Here is a 16,335-nt window from a genome sequence, read left to right on the forward strand (position 1 = left end):
CCGTGGCTCGGCGCTCCCCAGGCGCTTTCCCACGAGATCGCACCGTCTCGGCTGCGGCCATGCACTGGCCACGCCGTGGGTTGAAAACAATCCGGAACTGAAGCTTGTTCATGGCTCGCGTGGGGTTGGGTTGGACACCTTCCAGAACACGCGTCACTCGCTCGCCGCCGGATCGTGGTCACGCGAGGCCGTGGAGCCCCTCCTGAGCCCCCGCTGTCTGCGGAGGGATCGGTGTGGTCCCATTGGTGACGCTGAGAGCCAGACGCCATTGGCGCTGTTGCCTCAGTCACGACATCGGCCGGCGCTCACTCGTCACGTCGGTGCTGCCCTGGAATATCCGCCGACCCTTGCGCTGTCAGGCGGACAAGAGCGAACTCTAGGGAGCGACCCACCGGCCAGATATGGCTTATCCATGCCAATAACGGGCTGCATTGGCATCTGACAACATCCCATCCCCCGCCCGTTGCGTGCAACCGAAGACTGGCGAGATGTCGATGAACAGGGAGTTCACCGGCCACCAATGGGTCTCAGGACGCGGTCCGCCCTCCTGCTCATACCCCAAAGCTCCCCCGCCGTGTCCCCCCTGCCTGTCCCCCCTCTGGGTAGGTCCCCTCCTACATCGCACTACCTCTCCCGCCGACGCGCGTTTGCGGCTCGCGCCTGCCCCGTCGAAACCGACCTGTCCCTACAGTTCACTCATCGCGGCACGGAGCCGCACCAGGAGATCCCAGATGCTGCACTACGCCGTCGTTTTCTTCGTCATTGCCCTGATCGCTGCTCTCTTCGGTTTCGGCGGTATCGCCGCCGGCGCAGCCAGCATTGCGAAGATTCTGTTTTTCGTCTTCGTGATCATGGCCGTCGCGACCTTCGTGATGAGCCTGCTCAGGAAATAACGTTTTGACCATCTGCCCGGAGCGTTCCTACGCTCCGGCCGACAGTCCCCAAGTTCCACAACAACACGGATAGGACAACCATGAACAAGCCCACCCTCACTGCCCTCTTCGCTGCCGCTGCCATGTGCTGTGGCATGGCTCAGGCTGCCAACTTCTCCAAGTCGGTCTACGATGGCGCCAAAGACGACATCAAGAAAACCTACAAGGTGGACAAGGACGCCTGCGACAAGCTGTCCGGCAACGCCAAGGACATCTGCCAGGAAGAAGCCAAGGGTCGTGAGAAGGTCGCCCTCGCTCAGCTGGAATACAACTACTCCGGCAGCAGCAAGGACGAAGCGAAGCTGATGGAAGCCCGCTACGAAGCCCGCTATGAAGTGGCCAAGGAACGCTGCGACGACCGGTCCGGCGACGCCAAGGACGTGTGCACCCGTGAAGCCAAGACCGCCTATGAGAAGGCCAAGGCTGACATGAAGATGAACAAGAAGGTGGCTGAGGCCGTGGACGATGCTGAAGAAGCACGCGTCAAGGCGGACTACAAGCTGGCTTCCGAGAAGTGCAGCACCATGTCCGGCGACGCCAAGGACGTCTGCATGAACTCCGCCAAGGCTCGCTATAGCCAACGCTGATTCAGCCGACGCTGATGTAGCCAACGCTGGCCAATGCTGATGTGGCCAACTTGATCCAGAAGTTGTGAACACCCCAGTGGGGGGTGGCGGCTGAGCCTTCAGCCCCCACCTGGCGGCACACCGGCGAGACGGGCGACAACACGAACAACAGTCCCTTCTCCCCGGAGTCCATTTGCCCCCAATCGCTTTCGCTTCTACCCCCAAGGGGCGCCGCCTTCTGGCCAGGTGCCCCCTAGTCGCTTCTGCTCCTGCCCCCGTGGGGCGCCGCCCGGCGGCCTGGTGGCAAATGCCCCCACTTCGAATTCGACGGCATGGTGGACAACAAGGCGGGCGCCATCACATCACCTACAGCGACAACCATCCGCGTGAGCGTCTTAAGGTCCGTCTGATGGGCCGCAGCGACTCCGACGTGAGAGAACGGTAAGTCACTTTCCACCATCACTACGACGCCAACGTCGGATCCCGCGTTCCCCTGCAACGCAGCGGCTATACCCACCTCTAAAACAATCTGTACAGCGGCATCGGTGCGTCCGGCGTCAATGCCGCATGGGCGGCTACTCGCTGAGAGAGGTCAACGACTTCGAGAATGCCGACAACCGGTGACGTTGCGAGACATCGCGGCCATCGGATATGGGGTACCGCGCAACAACCACATGACCCAACCCGCCGACTTCAGCACCTACGGCATCAACTGGAGTGGTGGCAGCAGCAGCCCCTGGGTGACTGCAACGGGGTGGACGACCACGGCCACCTTCCCGGTGGCCATTCCTATCGCTACACGCCCGACGCGCCCAGCTGTGTGAAAGCCCGTCTGCTCGCAGTGGCGGCTGCCGACAAGAACCTGACGCTGACCTGCTCGTCAAGCAGCGCTTCAGCGATCGACTTGATCGCAGCGCCAGCGATGCGGACATGAAAAAACCGGGCAATGCCCGGTTTTCTTTTGACTGAAGCACAAGCCTGAAGCGCGACGCAGCGGTTCAGAAAATCTTCTGGAAAGTCACTGACACCTTGCCACCTCCCCGTGGCTTGACCGCCAGGGACGACTGACCACTCAGTTCCATCCGAAGGCCCTTGCGCAGGTCGGCATATTGCTTCCGGCTGCTGAACACCATGCCGACACGGACCTGACGACCTTGAGCCTCACGCTCATTCAAATTCAAATCTTGATAGGCGGCGCGCTCGCCCTCAACCAGCGGCGTCTGCACAAACACGTGTGACCGCGCCGTCACCGGCAATGCCAGCCCGACCAGCACACCAGAGTCGCCGGCAGCGCCTGCACGCCAGCCGCGGTACGGGTTCTGATACAGCCCCCCGCCGACTGCGGACCCGCGCTGCTCCACACCCAGCCCGACGCGCAACCCGTTTCCGGCGAAGGGTTGCCCCCACACCATCGTCTGGCGGGCGGTGGCACTTCGTCCATACCAGCTACCGGCGGCACCGGAGAGACTGGCAGTGGCCAGAGGCTCCGCAGCGCTTTGCGTGACGCTCACCCGACGGGTCGGCTGTGCATGCACACGGTCCGCCAGGCTGTGGCCGCTCAGTTCCACCCGGTCGTCCAGCGAGGACGGCGCACCGTCCGCAGTGGGCGCCGCTTCAGCGAAGACGGCGGTGGCTGGCAGAAGCAGTGCCAGGAACACTGCGGAAAAGTTCGAGGCTTGCATGATGGTCTCCCAAGGCGTTTACATGCAGTGGCATGAAAGGACTTCTTGGATACATGCTAGAAAACTTGCGTCGGATTCCGTGTAGTCAGCCAGCGGAACCCGGGGTCAGACAGCGCCGACAGGGTTTGCCGGTGGGCGCCGTCCACCGGCGTCCAGCGGCACCCTCCACGTCAGGCCGCCAGCTCCGGCAGGACATCGTCGCCAGCCAGCGGCAGCAGGTCGGCGTCGCTCAGTTCAGCGCCGTCGATCTCTTCATCAAAGCTGGCCACGTCCGCCGCGCCGCGGTGGGCAATCAGCGGCTTGTCCAGCGGACGGTACACCTGACTGCGCAGGCGCTGCAAGCGTTCGGAACGGGCGACCTCCTGGGCGACGCCCTCGGGATCGAGCAGCATGGCGAAGGGATTGGCGGCAAATTCCTGGAAGGCGGTGTGCATGGTGCGGCTCCGTGGAAGCAGTTCAGCGTGGGTTGAACTGTAGGAGCGGGCGGCGGGTTGGCCCAGTCGGCCCGCCACCAAAGGCGCTGTCAGACAAACTCCTAGGCGGCTGACAGCCGACCGCGCACCGGGGCAAGGCAAACGGCGATTTCCGTGCGCTTGTTGGCATCGAAGCGTCCAGCGTCCCGCTCCAGGCGCAGGAGCGACAGCGCCGGCCGCTGCACGCGCGCCGCCGCAGGCGACCCGAAGGCCTCCCGCAGCGCGATTTTTCGTGATTTTCTTGGGCGGCGTCCTTGGACCGCGCCCTCGTCGGATGACCACAGGGCCGACCCACGAGGCCGATCCGGCTGGGCAACCCGCGGAAGCGCTCGGAGCTTTACTTCGAGGGCTCCACCGGGTGGCCCTTGGCACGCACCCCCTTCGCAGCCATCTCATCCAGCTTCTTACCCCAGTCGTCCTGGCCGGCCCGACGCGCAAAGTCCGCCGCAGTCATGCCCGGGTCGTTCTTCAGCCGGACGTCCGCATTCGCCGCCAGCAGCACTTCCACGCTGCTGAGACCGCCGTATCCGGCCGCCATCATCAACGGCGTCGTGCCGTTGGGCGAACGCGCATTGATGTCGGCGCCTTGCTCAATCAACCAGCGCACCACCGCCTCATTGGGGCCGGACGCCGCATAGTGCAGCGGCGACCAGCCAGCCTCATTCACATGGGCCCCGCGCTCGGTCAGCGTCTTCACCCACGGCAGGCGGCCCTTGATCGCTGCCAGCATCAGCGGCGTCTCGCCCGCCTGGTTGATGGCGTTCACATCGGTCGCTGGCGCCTTGAGCAGCGCATTCATTGCGTTCTCCGACTCTTCCCGGATGGCGATGTGCAAGGCGGTGTTGCGTTGCGCATCCCGGGTGTTCGGGTCGGTGCCCGCCAGCAGCAGTTTCATCACTTCCCCGGCGTGGTCGAACCTGGCCGCCTCATGCAGCGGGGGGGCGGGTGGACGGGGCTGGGCGGAGGGGGACGCCGCCTTGCCCGATCCGGCGACAGGCTGGGAGGCAGGGGCCGCGTTGGACGCGGTGCCGCGCTCCCCGGAAGTCTGCGCCAGCGCCACGGAGCCGCTCAGGCCCAGCAGGATCGACACGGCGAGCATGCGGCGGAGCGCGGCGCTTCGGCCCGCGCCGGTCGGATGCTGCCGCGTTTGCGCCTCCAAAGGAAGCGTCCGCCCGGTCCACCCGGCGAAACTCTTCATCGCCCCACCGGGCCCAGCCTTCACAGCCATACCGTCACCTTTCTAGAGAGCAGCGGCCACCCTCGGGCGGGCCGTCTGCATGTTGTCCTCTCGGACTGTACGCTGGGCGAAGCCCCTCAGGCCGGCAGCGGCAGTCCGAACAGCCGCCGGGTATTGGCCGTGCAGTGAGCCGCCAGTGTCTCCACCGGCAGGCCGCGCAGGTCGGCGATCAATGCCGCCACATGCGGCACATAGGCGGGCTGGTTGGTTTTGCCACGGTAGGGCACGGGCGCCAGATAGGGGCTGTCCGTCTCGATCAGGATGCGATCCAGCGGCACCATCCGGGCCACCTCGCGCAGGTCCGCTGCGTTCTTGAAAGTGACGATGCCGGAGAACGAAATGTGGAAGTCCAGGTCCAGGGCCGCCCGCGCCACGTCCATCGATTCGGTGAAGCAGTGCAGCACGCCGCCCGGCTGGCTGGCGCCCTCTTCCCGCATCAGGCGCAGGGTGTCGTCCGCGCTGGAGCGGGTGTGAATCACCAGCGGCTTGCCGGTCTGACGGGCCGCCCGGATGTGGGTGCGAAAACGCTCCCGCTGCCATTCCATGTCTTCGACGCTACGGCCGTTGAGGCGGTAATAGTCCAGGCCGGTTTCTCCGATGGCCACCACCTTCGGATGGGCAGCTTCGGCGACCAGCTGCTCCAGCGTGGGCTCGCGCATGTCCTCGGTGTCCGGGTGGACGCCGACTGTGGCAAACAGCTCCGCATGAGCGTCCGCCAGCGCCTTGACCTCGGCGAACTCGTCCATCGTGGTGCTGATGCAGATCGCCTGCTCCACCCGCGCCTGGGCCATGGCGTCCAGCAACTGGGGCAGCTGAGCCTTGAGTTCAGGGAAATTGAGGTGGCAGTGGGAATCGATGAACATCGCGAGGGCTGAAAGCGTAGGAAAGCAGCCCTGGATTATCGAGCGCCTGAAGGGCCGCCCGCTCGCGCCCGGCACAACGACCCGCAGGCTGCAAGGTCAGCGCGGCGGGGCGCGGCGCGGCGCGGGATCGACGCAGCGGCGAGACCTTCCCGCAGTGGGGCGCCTCTCCCCGCCGCGGGGGCGCGTCGAGTCAGCCAGGCAGCGCCTGGGCTCCGACGGGCCGAGGTCTTCAGATGGTCTGGGTCGGCTTCGCGGACGAGATGGCCGTGCCCAGCACCTCTTCAATGCGCAGCTTGATGACCCGGGTTTTTTCGTCCTGCGGGAAACGCACGCCGACGCCCTGTGTCCGGCCGCCCGGCGCATTGGCGGGGGTGATCCAGGCGACCTTGCCGGCCACCGGATACCGCTGCGGATCTTCCGGCAGGCTCATCAGCAGATAGATGTCATCCCCCAGCTTGTAATCGCGGGTGGTGGGCACGAACACGCCCCCTTCCGAGAAGATCGGAATGTAAGCCGCGTACAGAGCACCCTTTTCCTTGAACACGAGCTGGATCACGCTGGGCCGGGGGGTCGCAGCGGGGGCGCCGGAGGCACCGGCAGCCGACGGGGAGTTCGGGGCTGCGCTCATGGGCTTGAGGGTAAGTTCGCTCATGTCGGAAGTCTAGCGGGCCGAGAAGGCGTTCGGGGCGCGAGCGGGTTTCTTCCTGGCCTCACCCGCCAAGCAATTGGCATCAGACCGCAACAATCGCCACAAGCGGTCACGAAACGGAACTCTCGTCACCTCCGACGGCCCTCACGGACCGTGAGAGGCGGTCCTCACCGGGCCGGGCGCATCGCCTGCTGCCCCTGGGCGACCAGGGATTCCATCAGCAGACCGGCATTGAGCGGATGGTCCGCATGGCGGGCCGCCTGCTGCAGGGTCTTGGCCCACTGGTCCAGCGCGGCGCGAACGGCCGGCAATTTGGGCAATGCGTCACGCGGGAAGTAACTGGGCCCCGCCCCATGGGCGATGCGCATCAGGTCGTGCACCAGACGCTGCAGTGCCGCAATGGCCCGCGGCACCGGCCAGTCGGTCAGCGCCTGGGCCTCTCCCCGGGCGATGCGGCGCGGCAGCTCCAGCCAGGTCTTCGCGGCGATGCCCTCTTCGCTCCACAGCAGCGCTTCCTGGGGGCGCCCGCCGGTCGCATCCAGCAGGACCTCCGGCGACGCCACGCCCTGCCCGTTCAACCAGGCCAGCGCGGCGTCCCGGGCCGGCAGGGCCATCTGCAACGGCTGGCAGCGGCTGCGGATGGTGGGCAGCAATTGCTGCGGTGCGGCGCTGGCCAGCACAAAGCGCAGCAGGCCCTGCGGTTCTTCCAGAGTCTTGAGCAGCGCATTGGCGGCGACGGTATTGAGCGCCTCGGCGGGATACACCACCACCACTTTGGCTTTGCCGCGCGCCGCACTGACCTGCGCAAAGGACAACACCTGGCGGATCGACTCGATCTTGATCTCGCGGCTGGGTTTGGTCTTGCTGGCCTTGGCTTCGGTGCCTTCGGCTTCCATCGCCCCGAAGCCAAGCGGTTCGCGCAAGGCTTCCGGCAGCACCACCTGGAAGTCCGGATGGGATCGGGACCGCAGCAGATGGCAGCTGGCGCAACGACCGCAGCCGGGTTGGTCCGCGGCGGTACGGTGTTCACACAACCAGGCCTGCGCCAGCAGCAGGGCCAGGTCAAACTGGCCAACGCCGGCGGGCCCCTGCAGCAGCAGCGCATGGCTACGTCCCTGCGTCAGCGCCTGGCGCAGCGGCGCGGCCAGCCAGGGCAGCGGCAACTGGCCGTCATGGGCCAGGGCGGTGATTTCGCCGTCTTCGCTCACCGGTGTCACGGCGGTCACCATCCCCGGTCCTCCAGGGCATGAATCACCTGGCGCCCGACACCCTCGATGCTGTCGCTGGCGTCGATGCGCACAAACCGCATCGGTGCCTCCTCCGCCCGACGGGCGTAGGCCGCGCGGACGCGGCTGAAGAAGTCCAGGTCCAGCTGTTCCAGCCGGTCCGCCTCGCGGGCCTGCGCCCGGCGCTGGGCCGCCACCTGGGGATCCACGTCGAACCAGAAGGTCACATCCGGCTCCCGGCCCTGCTGTACCCAGCCGGCCAGGGTCTTGAGCACTTGCCAGTCCATGCCGCGGCCGCCGCCCTGATAGGCGAAGCTGGCATCACTGAAGCGGTCGCACAGCACCGTCTGGCCCAGGGCCAGTGCGGGCGCGATCACCCGCTGTACATGGTCCCGCCGTGCGGCAAACACCAGCAGTGCTTCGGTCAGGCCGTCCATGTCCTGTTGCAGAAAGAGCGCCCGCAGCGATTCGGCCAGCGCGGTGCCGCCCGGCTCCCGCGTCTGCACGAGGCTGGCGCCCCGCGCCCGCAGATGCTGCGCCACCCGCTCGATGTGGGTGGACTTGCCGGCCCCGTCAATGCCTTCAAAGGTGATGAATCTGCCGGTCACCGCTATGAGTTCCGATTGGGTTCCAACGCGCTGGCCTCACTGGCCGCGCTGGTATTTGTTGACCGCGCGATTATGCGCGGCGAGGTCGTCGCTGAACTGGCTGGTGCCGTCGCCACGGGCAACGAAGTACAGCGCCTTGGACGGCGTCGGATGAAGCGTGGCCTGCAGCGAGGCGAGGCCCGGCATGGAAATCGGCGTGGGCGGCAGGCCGCCGCGCAGGTAGGTGTTGTAGGGCGAGTCGGTCTGCAGGTGGATCTTGCGCAGATTGCCGTCGAAGCGCTCCCCGAGTCCGTAGATCACGGTCGGGTCGGTCTGCAGCGGCATGCCCACCTTCAGGCGGTTGATGAAAACGGCGGCCACCAGCCCGCGGTCCGCCGCTGCGCCGGTTTCCTTCTCCACAATGGAGGCCAGCACCAGCGCCTCTTCCGGGCTGCGCAGCGGCAGGCCGTCGCTGCGGCCGGCCCAGGCGGTCTCCAGACGCTTGCTCATCAACGCATAGGCGCGCTTGAGCACGGTGATGTCGCTGACCCCGCGGCTGTAGGCGTAGGTATCCGGGAAAAAGCGACCTTCGGCCGGTACGCCGGGCGCGCCGATGGCGGTCATCAGCTCGGCTTCGCTCAGGCCGGCCGTGGTCTGCTTCAGTGCTGGCGCGGCGGCCAGGGCCGCGCGCAGCTGGCGCAGGTTCCAGCCTTCGATGATGCGCAGCTGCTCCAGCGTCTGCTCGCCGCGGACCATCTTGTCCAGCAACTCGCGCGGGGTGATGCCCTCATGGACCTCATAACTGCCCGCGCGGATCTTGCGGGCCTGTCCCGACCAGCGGAACCACTGGTAGAGCAGCCGCGGGTCGCTCTGCACACCGGCACCAACCCACGCCTGTGCGACCTGCAGCGGCGGCGTCCCCGGCTCGATGCTCAGTTCCACACTGGGACGGGCCAGCGCCAGCGGCTGCTGCAACCACCAGAAGGCAGCCCCGGCCGCCCCGCCGGCCAGCAGCACGACCACCACCACCAGACGGGCCAGGAAAGTGGCCATGCGGCCGCTTCCGGTGCCTGAGCCGGACCGGTTTCCCCGTTTTTTTGATTTGTTTGCTGCGCGTGCCAAGACCGGACACCCTCTATGAAATGCGGCGCTGATGATAATCGGCCCCATGACCCAGATTTCTCAACCCACCTCCTCCGTGTCCGCCGCCCCGGTGGCGGGCGCTGTCCGCCTGAGCGACTTCGGCGTGATGCACGCCCAGGGCGAAGAAGCGGCCAAGTTCCTGCATTCGCAGCTGACCCAGGATCTGGCGCTGCAGACCCTGCAACAGGCGCGACTGGCGGGCTTTTGCTCCGCCAAAGGCCGGCTGCTGGCGACGATGCTGGCGGTCAAGCCCGACCACCAGTCGGTGCTGATGGCGCTGCCCGCGGATGTGCTGCCGGCGACCCTCAAGCGCCTGTCGATGTTCGTGCTGCGTGCGAAATGCAAACTCAGCGACGCGAGCGGCGACTGGGCGGTCTGGGGCCTGAGCGGTGAGGTGGCCGAACAGTGGCTGGGCGAGGTGATGGGCGCCCAGCCGCCAGCGCAAACCTGGCAGGTCGGACGCTTCATGGCCGCTGCCGGGCCGGTGCAAGATGGGGCCAGCCCAGCGCAGGATGCGGGCACCCCCTCGCAGGTTGCCGCAGGCGGCGCAACGCAAGAAGCGCCGCAGGCGCTGGTCACCCGCCTGCCTGACGACGGCACCGGTCCCCGCTTCCTGCTCCTGCAGCCCTCCGCCGCGCCCGCGCCCGCGCTGCCGGCGCTGGCCCTGGAAGACTGGCAAGGCCTGGACGTGCGGGCCGGCCTGGCCTGGGTGCGAGGCGCCACGGTCGAGCAGTTTGTGCCGCAGATGGTCAACCTCGAAGTCATCGGGGGTGTGAACTTCCAGAAAGGTTGCTACCCCGGCCAGGAGGTGGTGGCCCGCAGCCAGTACCGCGGCACCATCAAGCGCCGCACCCATCCGTTCGCCCTGGACGGTGAGGTGACGCCGCAACTGGCGCAGGAGATCTTCCACAGCGAGGACCCCGGCCAGCCCGCCGGCCTGGTCGCCGCCACCGGCCGCTCCGCTGGACACCCAGTGCTGCTGGCCGAAGTGAAGCTGGCCGCCCTGGAGACCGGCAGCCTGCATCTGGGCAGCGCAGCCGGTCCCCGCCTCACCCTGCAACCCCTGCCCTACACCGTTGGAGAACCTCAATGAGCGCGGTCACCGATCACGGCCCGCCCGGCACCGCCGGGACCCCGGAAGCGAGCAGCCCCGAGCTGTACGTGTATTACCGCGTGCACATGGACCAGGCCGCCGCGGCCCGCGCCGCCTTCGAGACCACCTGCGCGGGACAGCCGGTGCGGCTGCTCCAGCGCCGCGACCATGATCCGGTCTTCCAGACCTGGATGGAAATCTATGCCCCCCCGCTGAACGACGCCATCGGCGTGGAAGCGCGGGTGGCCGCCGCCCTGGCGCCGTTTGCCCAGGGCCCCCGCCACCGCGAGGTCTTCGCCGCCCTCGCCGGACCGGTGGGTGGTGGCTGATGGAACACAACGTCACCCTGATCAGCACCCTGGCCGCCGGTTTCGGTCTGGCCCTCATCTTCGGCTTCATCGCCGAACGTCTGCGCGTTCCGGCCCTGGTCGGTTACCTGCTGGCCGGCATCGCCATCGGACCGGCCACGCCCGGTTATGTGGCGGACATCGGCATCGCCTCGCAGCTCTCCGAAATCGGCGTGATGCTGCTGATGTTCGGCGTGGGCCTGCACTTCTCTCTCAAAGACCTGATGGCCGTCAAACGCATCGCCCTGCCCGGCGCGGTGGTGCAGATGACGGTGGCCACCCTGCTGGGCATGGGCCTGGCGATGAGCTGGGGCTGGTCCTTCGGCGGGGCGCTGGTGTTCGGCCTGTCCCTCTCCTGTGCCAGCACGGTGGTGCTGCTCAAGGCACTGGAAGCGCGGGGCGCGATCGACTCCGTCAATGGCCGCATCGCCATCGGCTGGCTGGTGGTGGAAGACCTGGCCACCGTGCTGATTCTGGTGCTGCTGCCGCCGCTGGCGCCGATGTTGAGCGGCGGCGCGGCCGTCGGCGAAACGGCCGGTCAGGCGCCGCTGTGGCAGACCCTGGCTGAAACGCTGGCGCAGATCGCCGCCTTCGTGGCGCTGATGCTGGTGGTGGGCCGGCGCCTGTTGCCGTGGATGCTCTGGCAGGTGGCCCGTACCGGCTCCCGCGAACTCTTCACCCTGATGGTCATCGCGGTCGCGATTGGCATCGCCTACGGGGCCTCGGAACTGTTCCACGTGTCCTTCGCCCTCGGCGCGTTCTTCGCCGGCATGGTGATGCGGGAATCCGAATACAGCCACCGGGCGGCGGAGGAATCGCTGCCGCTGCGGGATTCGTTCTCGGTGCTGTTCTTCGTGTCCGTCGGCATGCTGGTGGATCCGATGACGGTGGTGCAGCAACCCTGGCATGTGCTGGGCACGGTGCTGGTGATCATCCTGGGCAAGGCCCTGGCCGCGACGGCGCTGGTGCTGTTGTTCCGCTACCCGCTGAACACCGCCATGACGGTGTCGGCGAGCCTGGCGCAGATCGGCGAGTTCAGCTTCATCCTCGCGGGCCTGGGTCTGCAGCTGGGCCTCATGCCCAAGGACGGCATGAATCTGGTGCTGGCCGGCGCGATGATCTCGATCGCCCTGAATCCGGTGATGTTCGCCGCGGTGGGTCCGGTGCAGCGATGGGTGCTGGCCCGCTCGGCCTTCGCCCGCAAGCTGGAGCAGCGGGACGACCCCTATGCCGAGCTGCCGATGACCACCGAACGCGCCTTCCTCGAAGGCCAGGTGGTGCTGGTGGGTTACGGCCGGGTCGGACGCCGCATTGCGCAGGCATTGGATGAGCGCCACATTCCCATCGTGGTGGCGGAGCAGAACCGCGAAACGGTGGAGGCGCTGCGCAAGCAGGGCCGCGCCGCGGTGAGTGGCGATGCGAGCGACCCGATGGTGCTGATCCAGGCCCACATTGCCAATGCGGCGATGCTGGTGGTGGCGCTGCCTGACTCGATGAAGGCCCGTCAGATGGCGGAGATTGCGCGGCAGCTCAATCCCGGCATCGAGATCGTCCTGCGCACCCATGGCGAGGAAGAGTCCGCCCTGCTGCGCAAGGAGCAACTGGGCACGGTCTTTTATGGGGAAGAGGAACTGGCGCGCGGCATGAGCCGGCATGTCCTGCAGCGCTTCAATGCGCCGCTGGACCACCCCGGGGACAACGCGGCGGTGCCGGCGGCGGGGCACTGAGCGCCGGGGCGGCGTGACACCCGCCCCGGCGGGCAGCGGATCCGCCGCCTCGCCCGCTCACAGGGCCCGCACCATCTCCACGTGCTGGATGCTGGCCTCTTCAAACACCGGACCGCGCCGCTGGAATCCGGCCCGCGTGTAGAAGCCTTCTGCGCTCAACTGGGCATGCAGCAGCACCTCCCGGTAGCCACGCTCCCGACCGGCCTGCATCAGCGCATCCAGCACCTGGCGGCCGACCCGGCTGCCGCGCATCGGCGACAGCACCGCCATGCGACCGATCTTGGCCACCCCCGGCACATGCTCCAGCAGCCGGCCGGTGGCCAGCGGGCGGCCCAGCCGGTTGTAGGCGACCGCATGGGTGCAGCTTTCGTCGGCCGCGTCCCACTCCATGTCGGCGGGGATGCGCTGCTCCTCCACAAACACAGCCTGACGGATGCGGTGCGCATCCGCGCCGAGTGTGGCCCAGTCGCCCACCTTGGCCACCGTCATCAGCTCATGTCGCTCAAAGCTCAGCAGCAGATCGCGCAGCGGCTGCGGCACCGGCTGCGGCTCACGGCTGCTGGCCTCGGCGAACACATAAACGATTTCGCCATGCACCAGGCATTCGTCGCCGCGAAAGACGGCGCAGGCCATGGTGAGCGAGGTGGTGCCGACCCGCTCGGTCCGCACGCCGATATCCAGCAGTTCGTCATACAGCGCCGCATCCAGATATTCCACGGTCGACTTGCGTACGAACAGGTCGCCCCCCAGCGTTTGCATCGTCTGGGCATACGGCAGCGCCAACGCACGCCAGTAGCCGCCGACGGCGGTGTCGAAGTAGGTCAGGTAGTGGCCGTTGAAGACGATCTGCTGCGCATCGACTTCAGACCAACGCACCCGCAAACGCTCCATGAAGCGGAAGCGCGCGCGGGTGGGCACCGAGGCGGTGGACGGGGCTTGGGTCATGGCGAGGCGGTCTCTGGGTGGGGTCCGGTCACGGCGCCGGGTACGGTCTCGGGCAGGTGGAAAGCGCGCTGAAGCGCCTGCGCGCAGGCATCCAAGGCCACTTCGGCTTCCGGAATGCTGCGGCCCATCTTGATGAAATCATGCGTCACGCCACGATACAACTCCAGCTGCACCGCATTGCCGTGGGCGCGCAACAGATCGGCATACGCCACGCCTTCGTCGATCAGCGGATCGGCTTCCGCCAGGATGAAGCAGGCCGGGGCCAGCCCTTCATGGTCTTCCGCATTCAGCGGGGCAAAGCGCCAGTCGTCGCGCTGGGCATCCGGCAGGTATTGATTGAAGAACCAGGCGATGGTGTCCGCTTCCAGCAGGTGGCCCTGGGCGAACTTGCGGTGGCTGTCGGTGTCCGCATGGGCGGTGGCGCCGGGGGTGATCAGCAGCTGCAACGTCAGCGGGTGGCCCAGCTCGCTCTGAATGTCCCGGGCATGCAGCGCGGTGACGGCAGCGAGCGTGCCGCCGGCACTGTCACCGCCCACCGCGATGCGGGCCGGGTCCAGGCCCAGCGACGGTGCCGCCTGCATCAGCCAGCGCAGCGCCGCCCAGCAGTCGTCCACCGCGGCGGGGAACGGGTGCTCGGGCGCCAGCCGGTAATCCAGCGCCAGCACCGCGGCCCCGCTGCGCAGCGCCAGCTGGCGGCAGAGGCTGTCGTGGGTTTCCAGGTTGCCGATGACAAAGCCACCGCCGTGGAAGTACAGCAGCACCGGCAAGGTGCCCGCCTCGCGTGCGGTGGGTGCATACAGGCGCGCCGCCATCTCGCCGGCCGGGCCGGGAATGCGCAGATTGTCGATGCGGGTCAGCGGGGCGCGCGGCAGATCGAGGATTTCCGCGCCCATCAAATAGGCAATGCGGGCCTGCTTGGGCGTGAGGCTGTGGAAAGCCGGGCGATTGGCGCGGTGAATGCGCTCCAGCACCGCGGCCATCCGCGGTGTCAACAAGGTGCTACTCAACAGGAACTCCAGGGCTTACTCTCGGTGAGGTTTCAGCCAACTTCAGGGGGCCCGGGCGGGCATGGACGCATTGTCCCAGATCGCCTCGCGCCTGCCCCATCGATCCGAACAGCCCTTCACCGTCCTCGGAGACAAGACATGGCCCTGATCCAGTATCTGACGCATGTGCACATGGAGGCCGGCGCCCGCCGGCTGCTCGGCGCGGAATGCACCCGGGTGGGCATCCGGCGCCCGCTGGTGGTCACCGATGCCGGGGTGCGCGCCGCCGGGGTGCTGGACCAGGCGCTGGAGCACGGACCGCAGCCGGCACCGCCAGTGTTCGACCGCACGCCGCCCAATCCGACGGAAGCGGCCGTCCGCGAAGCCGCGGCCCTCTACCGGGAGCACCAGTGCGACGGACTGATCGCCATTGGCGGCGGCTCCAGCATCGACCTGGCCAAAGGCGTGGCCATTGCCGCCACCCATGAAGGGCCGCTGACCCGTTACGCCACCATTGAAGGTGGCGCGGGGCAGATCACCGCTCGGGCTGCGCCGTTGATTGCGGTGCCCACGACCGCCGGCACCGGGTCGGAGGTGGCCCGGGGTGCCATCCTCATCGTGGACGACGGCCGCAAGCTGGGTTTTCACAACTGGGAGCTGCTGCCGAAGTCCGCCATCTGTGATCCGGAGCTGACCCGGCGGCTGCCGCCCGGCCTCACCGCCGCGACCGGCATGGATGCCATCGCCCACTGCATGGAGACCTTCATGTCCGCCGCCTTCAATCCGGCAGCGGACGGCATCGCGCTCGAAGGTCTGCGACGGGGCTGGCGCCAGGTGGAGCGTGCCACCCGCCACGGCGACGACATGGACGCCCGGCTGGACCTGATGGCAGCCAGCACGCTGGGCGCCCTGGCCTTCCAGAAAGGCCTGGGCTGCGTGCATTCACTCAGCCATGCGCTGGGCGGGCTAATGCCAACGCTGCATCACGGCACGCTCAATGCGGTGTTCCTGCCGGCGGTGATCCGATTCAACGCTGAGCATGAGAGCCTGCGCCGCGAGGACAAGATCGCCCGCATGGCCCATGCCATGGGCCTGCAGGAAGGCGTGACGGCGGACGAACTGGCGGCCGCCGTGCAGGCGATGACGGCGCGGCTCGGTCTGCCCACCCGCCTGGCGGAGATGGGAGTGACGGCCGATCTGTATGACCCGGTCATCGCGCGCGCGGAGCGGGACCACTGCCACAAAACCAATCCGCGCGAAGCCAGTACCAGCGACTATCGACGGATGCTCGAGGCGTCGATGTGATGCAGCCTCAATAACGCAGACTCTATAACGCAGGCTCTATAACGCAGACTCTATAACGCCGCCTCAGTGACGCGGCGTCCGTTCCGGCGGATCCAGATACGGACTGCGCGCAGGCCGGATGGCCGGCACATCGGTGCCCGCCGCAAAATTGCCGGGCCGCGCGCTGAGCAGCACCGCCAGCAGATCGGTGACCTTCAGCGGTTTGTAGAGCAATCGGCTGAAGCCGGCGGCGTCCGCCTTCTCCTGGGTGATCTCCGGTCCGCCCGCCGTCAGGCACACATACATGCAGTGGCGCCCCGCCTCGGCGTCGATCACCTTGGCCTCGGACACCACTTCCAGGCCGTTCATGTCCGGCATGTCGAAATCCACAAACACCAGTTCCGGCTTGAAGAGCTTCGCGAGCCGGAGTCCCACCCGGCCACTGTAGGCCACGGCCGTGGCGCATCCATAGCAGCGAAACAGCTCGCTGAGGGTGCGGGCGCCTTCGGGATCGTCATCGATGAACAGAACCCGCAAGGCGGAGGGGGACACATCGGTCATTCGTACAAGCTCCGAAATTCAACAGCGACGGACG

18 protein-coding genes and 1 pseudogene are annotated in these 16,335 nt (G+C 67.3%); 7 read left to right on the forward strand and 12 right to left on the reverse strand.

All coding sequences use genetic code 11. The features are described 5' to 3' along the window. Nucleotide 1: 1 nt before the first annotated feature. Nucleotides 2-112 (reverse strand): annotated as a pseudogene (locus tag FHS28_RS24730) (ESPR domain-containing protein); the annotation flags it as partial. Nucleotides 113-731: 619 nt separating this feature from the next. On the opposite strand from FHS28_RS24730, the gene FHS28_RS05480 reads away from it, so the two are divergent. The 3 genes from FHS28_RS05480 (at nucleotide 732) to FHS28_RS05490 (ending at nucleotide 2,322) form a co-directional block, all read left to right on the forward strand. Further along, nucleotides 732-893 (forward strand): DUF1328 domain-containing protein, encoded by a 162-nt coding sequence (locus tag FHS28_RS05480; RefSeq protein ID WP_083525687.1) that lies wholly within the window; start codon nucleotides 732-734, stop codon nucleotides 891-893. Nucleotides 894-973: 80 nt separating this feature from the next. Continuing rightward, nucleotides 974-1,519, forward strand: coding sequence for a hypothetical protein (locus FHS28_RS05485; RefSeq protein ID WP_088448721.1), 546 nt, complete (start codon nucleotides 974-976; stop codon nucleotides 1,517-1,519). Nucleotides 1,520-2,172: 653 nt separating this feature from the next. Continuing rightward, a complete protein-coding gene (locus tag FHS28_RS05490) occupies nucleotides 2,173-2,322 on the forward strand; it encodes a hypothetical protein (protein WP_184294194.1) in 150 nt (49 codons plus the stop codon). 174 nt (nucleotides 2,323-2,496) lie between these two features. On the opposite strand, the gene FHS28_RS05495 is transcribed toward FHS28_RS05490, so the two are convergent. The 8 genes from FHS28_RS05495 to mltG form a co-directional block, all read right to left on the reverse strand. Beyond that, nucleotides 2,497-3,180: a hypothetical protein gene (locus FHS28_RS05495; protein ID WP_088448720.1), complete on the reverse strand. Its 684-nt coding sequence runs from the start codon at nucleotides 3,178-3,180 to the stop codon at nucleotides 2,497-2,499. A gap of 170 nt (nucleotides 3,181-3,350) precedes the next feature. Next, nucleotides 3,351-3,614, reverse strand: coding sequence for a hypothetical protein (locus tag FHS28_RS05500; protein WP_088448719.1), 264 nt, complete (start codon nucleotides 3,612-3,614; stop codon nucleotides 3,351-3,353). A gap of 376 nt (nucleotides 3,615-3,990) precedes the next feature. Next, complete coding sequence (locus FHS28_RS05505; protein ID WP_184294196.1) at nucleotides 3,991-4,752, reverse strand: ankyrin repeat domain-containing protein; 762 nt, start codon at nucleotides 4,750-4,752, stop codon at nucleotides 3,991-3,993. Between the two features lie 215 nt (nucleotides 4,753-4,967). Next, nucleotides 4,968-5,753, reverse strand: a complete 786-nt coding sequence (locus FHS28_RS05510; RefSeq protein WP_088448717.1) for a TatD family hydrolase — start codon at nucleotides 5,751-5,753, stop codon at nucleotides 4,968-4,970. Between the two features lie 229 nt (nucleotides 5,754-5,982). After that, complete coding sequence (locus FHS28_RS05515; protein WP_088448716.1) at nucleotides 5,983-6,381, reverse strand: PilZ domain-containing protein; 399 nt, start codon at nucleotides 6,379-6,381, stop codon at nucleotides 5,983-5,985. Nucleotides 6,382-6,569: 188 nt separating this feature from the next. Continuing rightward, nucleotides 6,570-7,631, reverse strand: coding sequence for a DNA polymerase III subunit delta' (holB, locus tag FHS28_RS05520; RefSeq protein ID WP_088448715.1), 1,062 nt, complete (start codon nucleotides 7,629-7,631; stop codon nucleotides 6,570-6,572). Continuing rightward, nucleotides 7,625-8,242, reverse strand: a complete 618-nt coding sequence (tmk, locus tag FHS28_RS05525; protein ID WP_088448714.1) for a dTMP kinase — start codon at nucleotides 8,240-8,242, stop codon at nucleotides 7,625-7,627. Before tmk ends, holB begins: the two co-directional genes overlap by 7 nt. A 30-nt stretch (nucleotides 8,243-8,272) precedes the next feature. Continuing rightward, the gene (gene mltG, locus FHS28_RS05530; RefSeq protein WP_088448713.1) at nucleotides 8,273-9,268 is read right to left on the reverse strand and encodes an endolytic transglycosylase MltG; all 996 of its coding nucleotides are present in this window, start codon (nucleotides 9,266-9,268) and stop codon (nucleotides 8,273-8,275) included. 115 nt (nucleotides 9,269-9,383) lie between these two features. On the opposite strand from mltG, the gene ygfZ reads away from it, so the two are divergent. From ygfZ to FHS28_RS05545, 3 genes are read left to right on the forward strand one after another with little or no spacing between them, the layout of a single operon-like run. After that, nucleotides 9,384-10,451, forward strand: a complete 1,068-nt coding sequence (ygfZ, locus tag FHS28_RS05535) for a CAF17-like 4Fe-4S cluster assembly/insertion protein YgfZ (RefSeq protein ID WP_246409507.1) — start codon at nucleotides 9,384-9,386, stop codon at nucleotides 10,449-10,451. Further along, nucleotides 10,448-10,780 (forward strand): DUF4936 family protein, encoded by a 333-nt coding sequence (locus tag FHS28_RS05540; RefSeq protein ID WP_088448711.1) that lies wholly within the window; start codon nucleotides 10,448-10,450, stop codon nucleotides 10,778-10,780. The genes ygfZ and FHS28_RS05540 overlap by 4 nt, the downstream gene beginning before the upstream one ends. Continuing rightward, nucleotides 10,780-12,525: a cation:proton antiporter domain-containing protein gene (locus FHS28_RS05545; protein ID WP_088448710.1), complete on the forward strand. Its 1,746-nt coding sequence runs from the start codon at nucleotides 10,780-10,782 to the stop codon at nucleotides 12,523-12,525. Before FHS28_RS05540 ends, FHS28_RS05545 begins: the two co-directional genes overlap by 1 nt. A gap of 57 nt (nucleotides 12,526-12,582) precedes the next feature. On the opposite strand, the gene FHS28_RS05550 is transcribed toward FHS28_RS05545, so the two are convergent. Together FHS28_RS05550 and FHS28_RS05555 are read right to left on the reverse strand one after the other, a co-directional pair. Further along, nucleotides 12,583-13,470 (reverse strand): YbgC/FadM family acyl-CoA thioesterase, encoded by an 888-nt coding sequence (locus FHS28_RS05550; protein ID WP_088448709.1) that lies wholly within the window; start codon nucleotides 13,468-13,470, stop codon nucleotides 12,583-12,585. Then, nucleotides 13,467-14,450, reverse strand: a complete 984-nt coding sequence (locus FHS28_RS05555; protein ID WP_088448708.1) for an alpha/beta hydrolase — start codon at nucleotides 14,448-14,450, stop codon at nucleotides 13,467-13,469. Before FHS28_RS05555 ends, FHS28_RS05550 begins: the two co-directional genes overlap by 4 nt. Nucleotides 14,451-14,615: 165 nt before the next feature. Between FHS28_RS05555 and gbd the strand changes: the two genes are divergently transcribed. Beyond that, entirely contained in the window at nucleotides 14,616-15,761 is a 1,146-nt protein-coding gene (gene gbd, locus FHS28_RS05560; RefSeq protein WP_088448707.1) for a 4-hydroxybutyrate dehydrogenase, read from the forward strand. Between the two features lie 63 nt (nucleotides 15,762-15,824). On the opposite strand, the gene FHS28_RS05565 is transcribed toward gbd, so the two are convergent. Next, nucleotides 15,825-16,301 (reverse strand): response regulator, encoded by a 477-nt coding sequence (locus tag FHS28_RS05565; protein ID WP_088448706.1) that lies wholly within the window; start codon nucleotides 16,299-16,301, stop codon nucleotides 15,825-15,827. Nucleotides 16,302-16,335 lie beyond the last annotated feature (34 nt).

The sequence above is a fragment of the Roseateles terrae genome, assembly GCF_014192155.1.
In the GTDB taxonomy this organism is placed as follows: domain Bacteria; phylum Pseudomonadota; class Gammaproteobacteria; order Burkholderiales; family Burkholderiaceae_C; genus Roseateles; species Roseateles terrae.

What these genes read in the sequence shown, in the direction of transcription:
- FHS28_RS05485 (WP_088448721.1), top strand. Translation starts at nt 974, where the DNA reads ATGAACAAGCCCACCCTCACTGCCCTCTTCGCTGCCGCTGCCATGTGC.
- FHS28_RS05555 (WP_088448708.1), bottom strand. Translation starts at nt 14,450, where the DNA reads ATGGCCGCGGTGCTGGAGCGCATTCACCGCGCCAATCGCCCGGCTTTC.
- mltG (WP_088448713.1), bottom strand. Translation starts at nt 9,268, where the DNA reads ATGGCCACTTTCCTGGCCCGTCTGGTGGTGGTGGTCGTGCTGCTGGCC.
- FHS28_RS05495 (WP_088448720.1), bottom strand. Translation starts at nt 3,180, where the DNA reads ATGCAAGCCTCGAACTTTTCCGCAGTGTTCCTGGCACTGCTTCTGCCA.
- FHS28_RS05565 (WP_088448706.1), bottom strand. Translation starts at nt 16,301, where the DNA reads ATGACCGATGTGTCCCCCTCCGCCTTGCGGGTTCTGTTCATCGATGAC.
- ygfZ (WP_246409507.1), top strand. Translation starts at nt 9,384, where the DNA reads ATGACCCAGATTTCTCAACCCACCTCCTCCGTGTCCGCCGCCCCGGTG.
- FHS28_RS05540 (WP_088448711.1), top strand. Translation starts at nt 10,448, where the DNA reads ATGAGCGCGGTCACCGATCACGGCCCGCCCGGCACCGCCGGGACCCCG.
- FHS28_RS05545 (WP_088448710.1), top strand. Translation starts at nt 10,780, where the DNA reads ATGGAACACAACGTCACCCTGATCAGCACCCTGGCCGCCGGTTTCGGT.
- FHS28_RS05480 (WP_083525687.1), top strand. Translation starts at nt 732, where the DNA reads ATGCTGCACTACGCCGTCGTTTTCTTCGTCATTGCCCTGATCGCTGCT.
- FHS28_RS05490 (WP_184294194.1), top strand. Translation starts at nt 2,173, where the DNA reads ATGACCCAACCCGCCGACTTCAGCACCTACGGCATCAACTGGAGTGGT.
- FHS28_RS05515 (WP_088448716.1), bottom strand. Translation starts at nt 6,381, where the DNA reads ATGAGCGCAGCCCCGAACTCCCCGTCGGCTGCCGGTGCCTCCGGCGCC.
- FHS28_RS05505 (WP_184294196.1), bottom strand. Translation starts at nt 4,752, where the DNA reads ATGCTCGCCGTGTCGATCCTGCTGGGCCTGAGCGGCTCCGTGGCGCTG.
- holB (WP_088448715.1), bottom strand. Translation starts at nt 7,631, where the DNA reads ATGGTGACCGCCGTGACACCGGTGAGCGAAGACGGCGAAATCACCGCC.
- FHS28_RS05510 (WP_088448717.1), bottom strand. Translation starts at nt 5,753, where the DNA reads ATGTTCATCGATTCCCACTGCCACCTCAATTTCCCTGAACTCAAGGCT.
- FHS28_RS05550 (WP_088448709.1), bottom strand. Translation starts at nt 13,470, where the DNA reads ATGACCCAAGCCCCGTCCACCGCCTCGGTGCCCACCCGCGCGCGCTTC.
- gbd (WP_088448707.1), top strand. Translation starts at nt 14,616, where the DNA reads ATGGCCCTGATCCAGTATCTGACGCATGTGCACATGGAGGCCGGCGCC.
- FHS28_RS05500 (WP_088448719.1), bottom strand. Translation starts at nt 3,614, where the DNA reads ATGCACACCGCCTTCCAGGAATTTGCCGCCAATCCCTTCGCCATGCTG.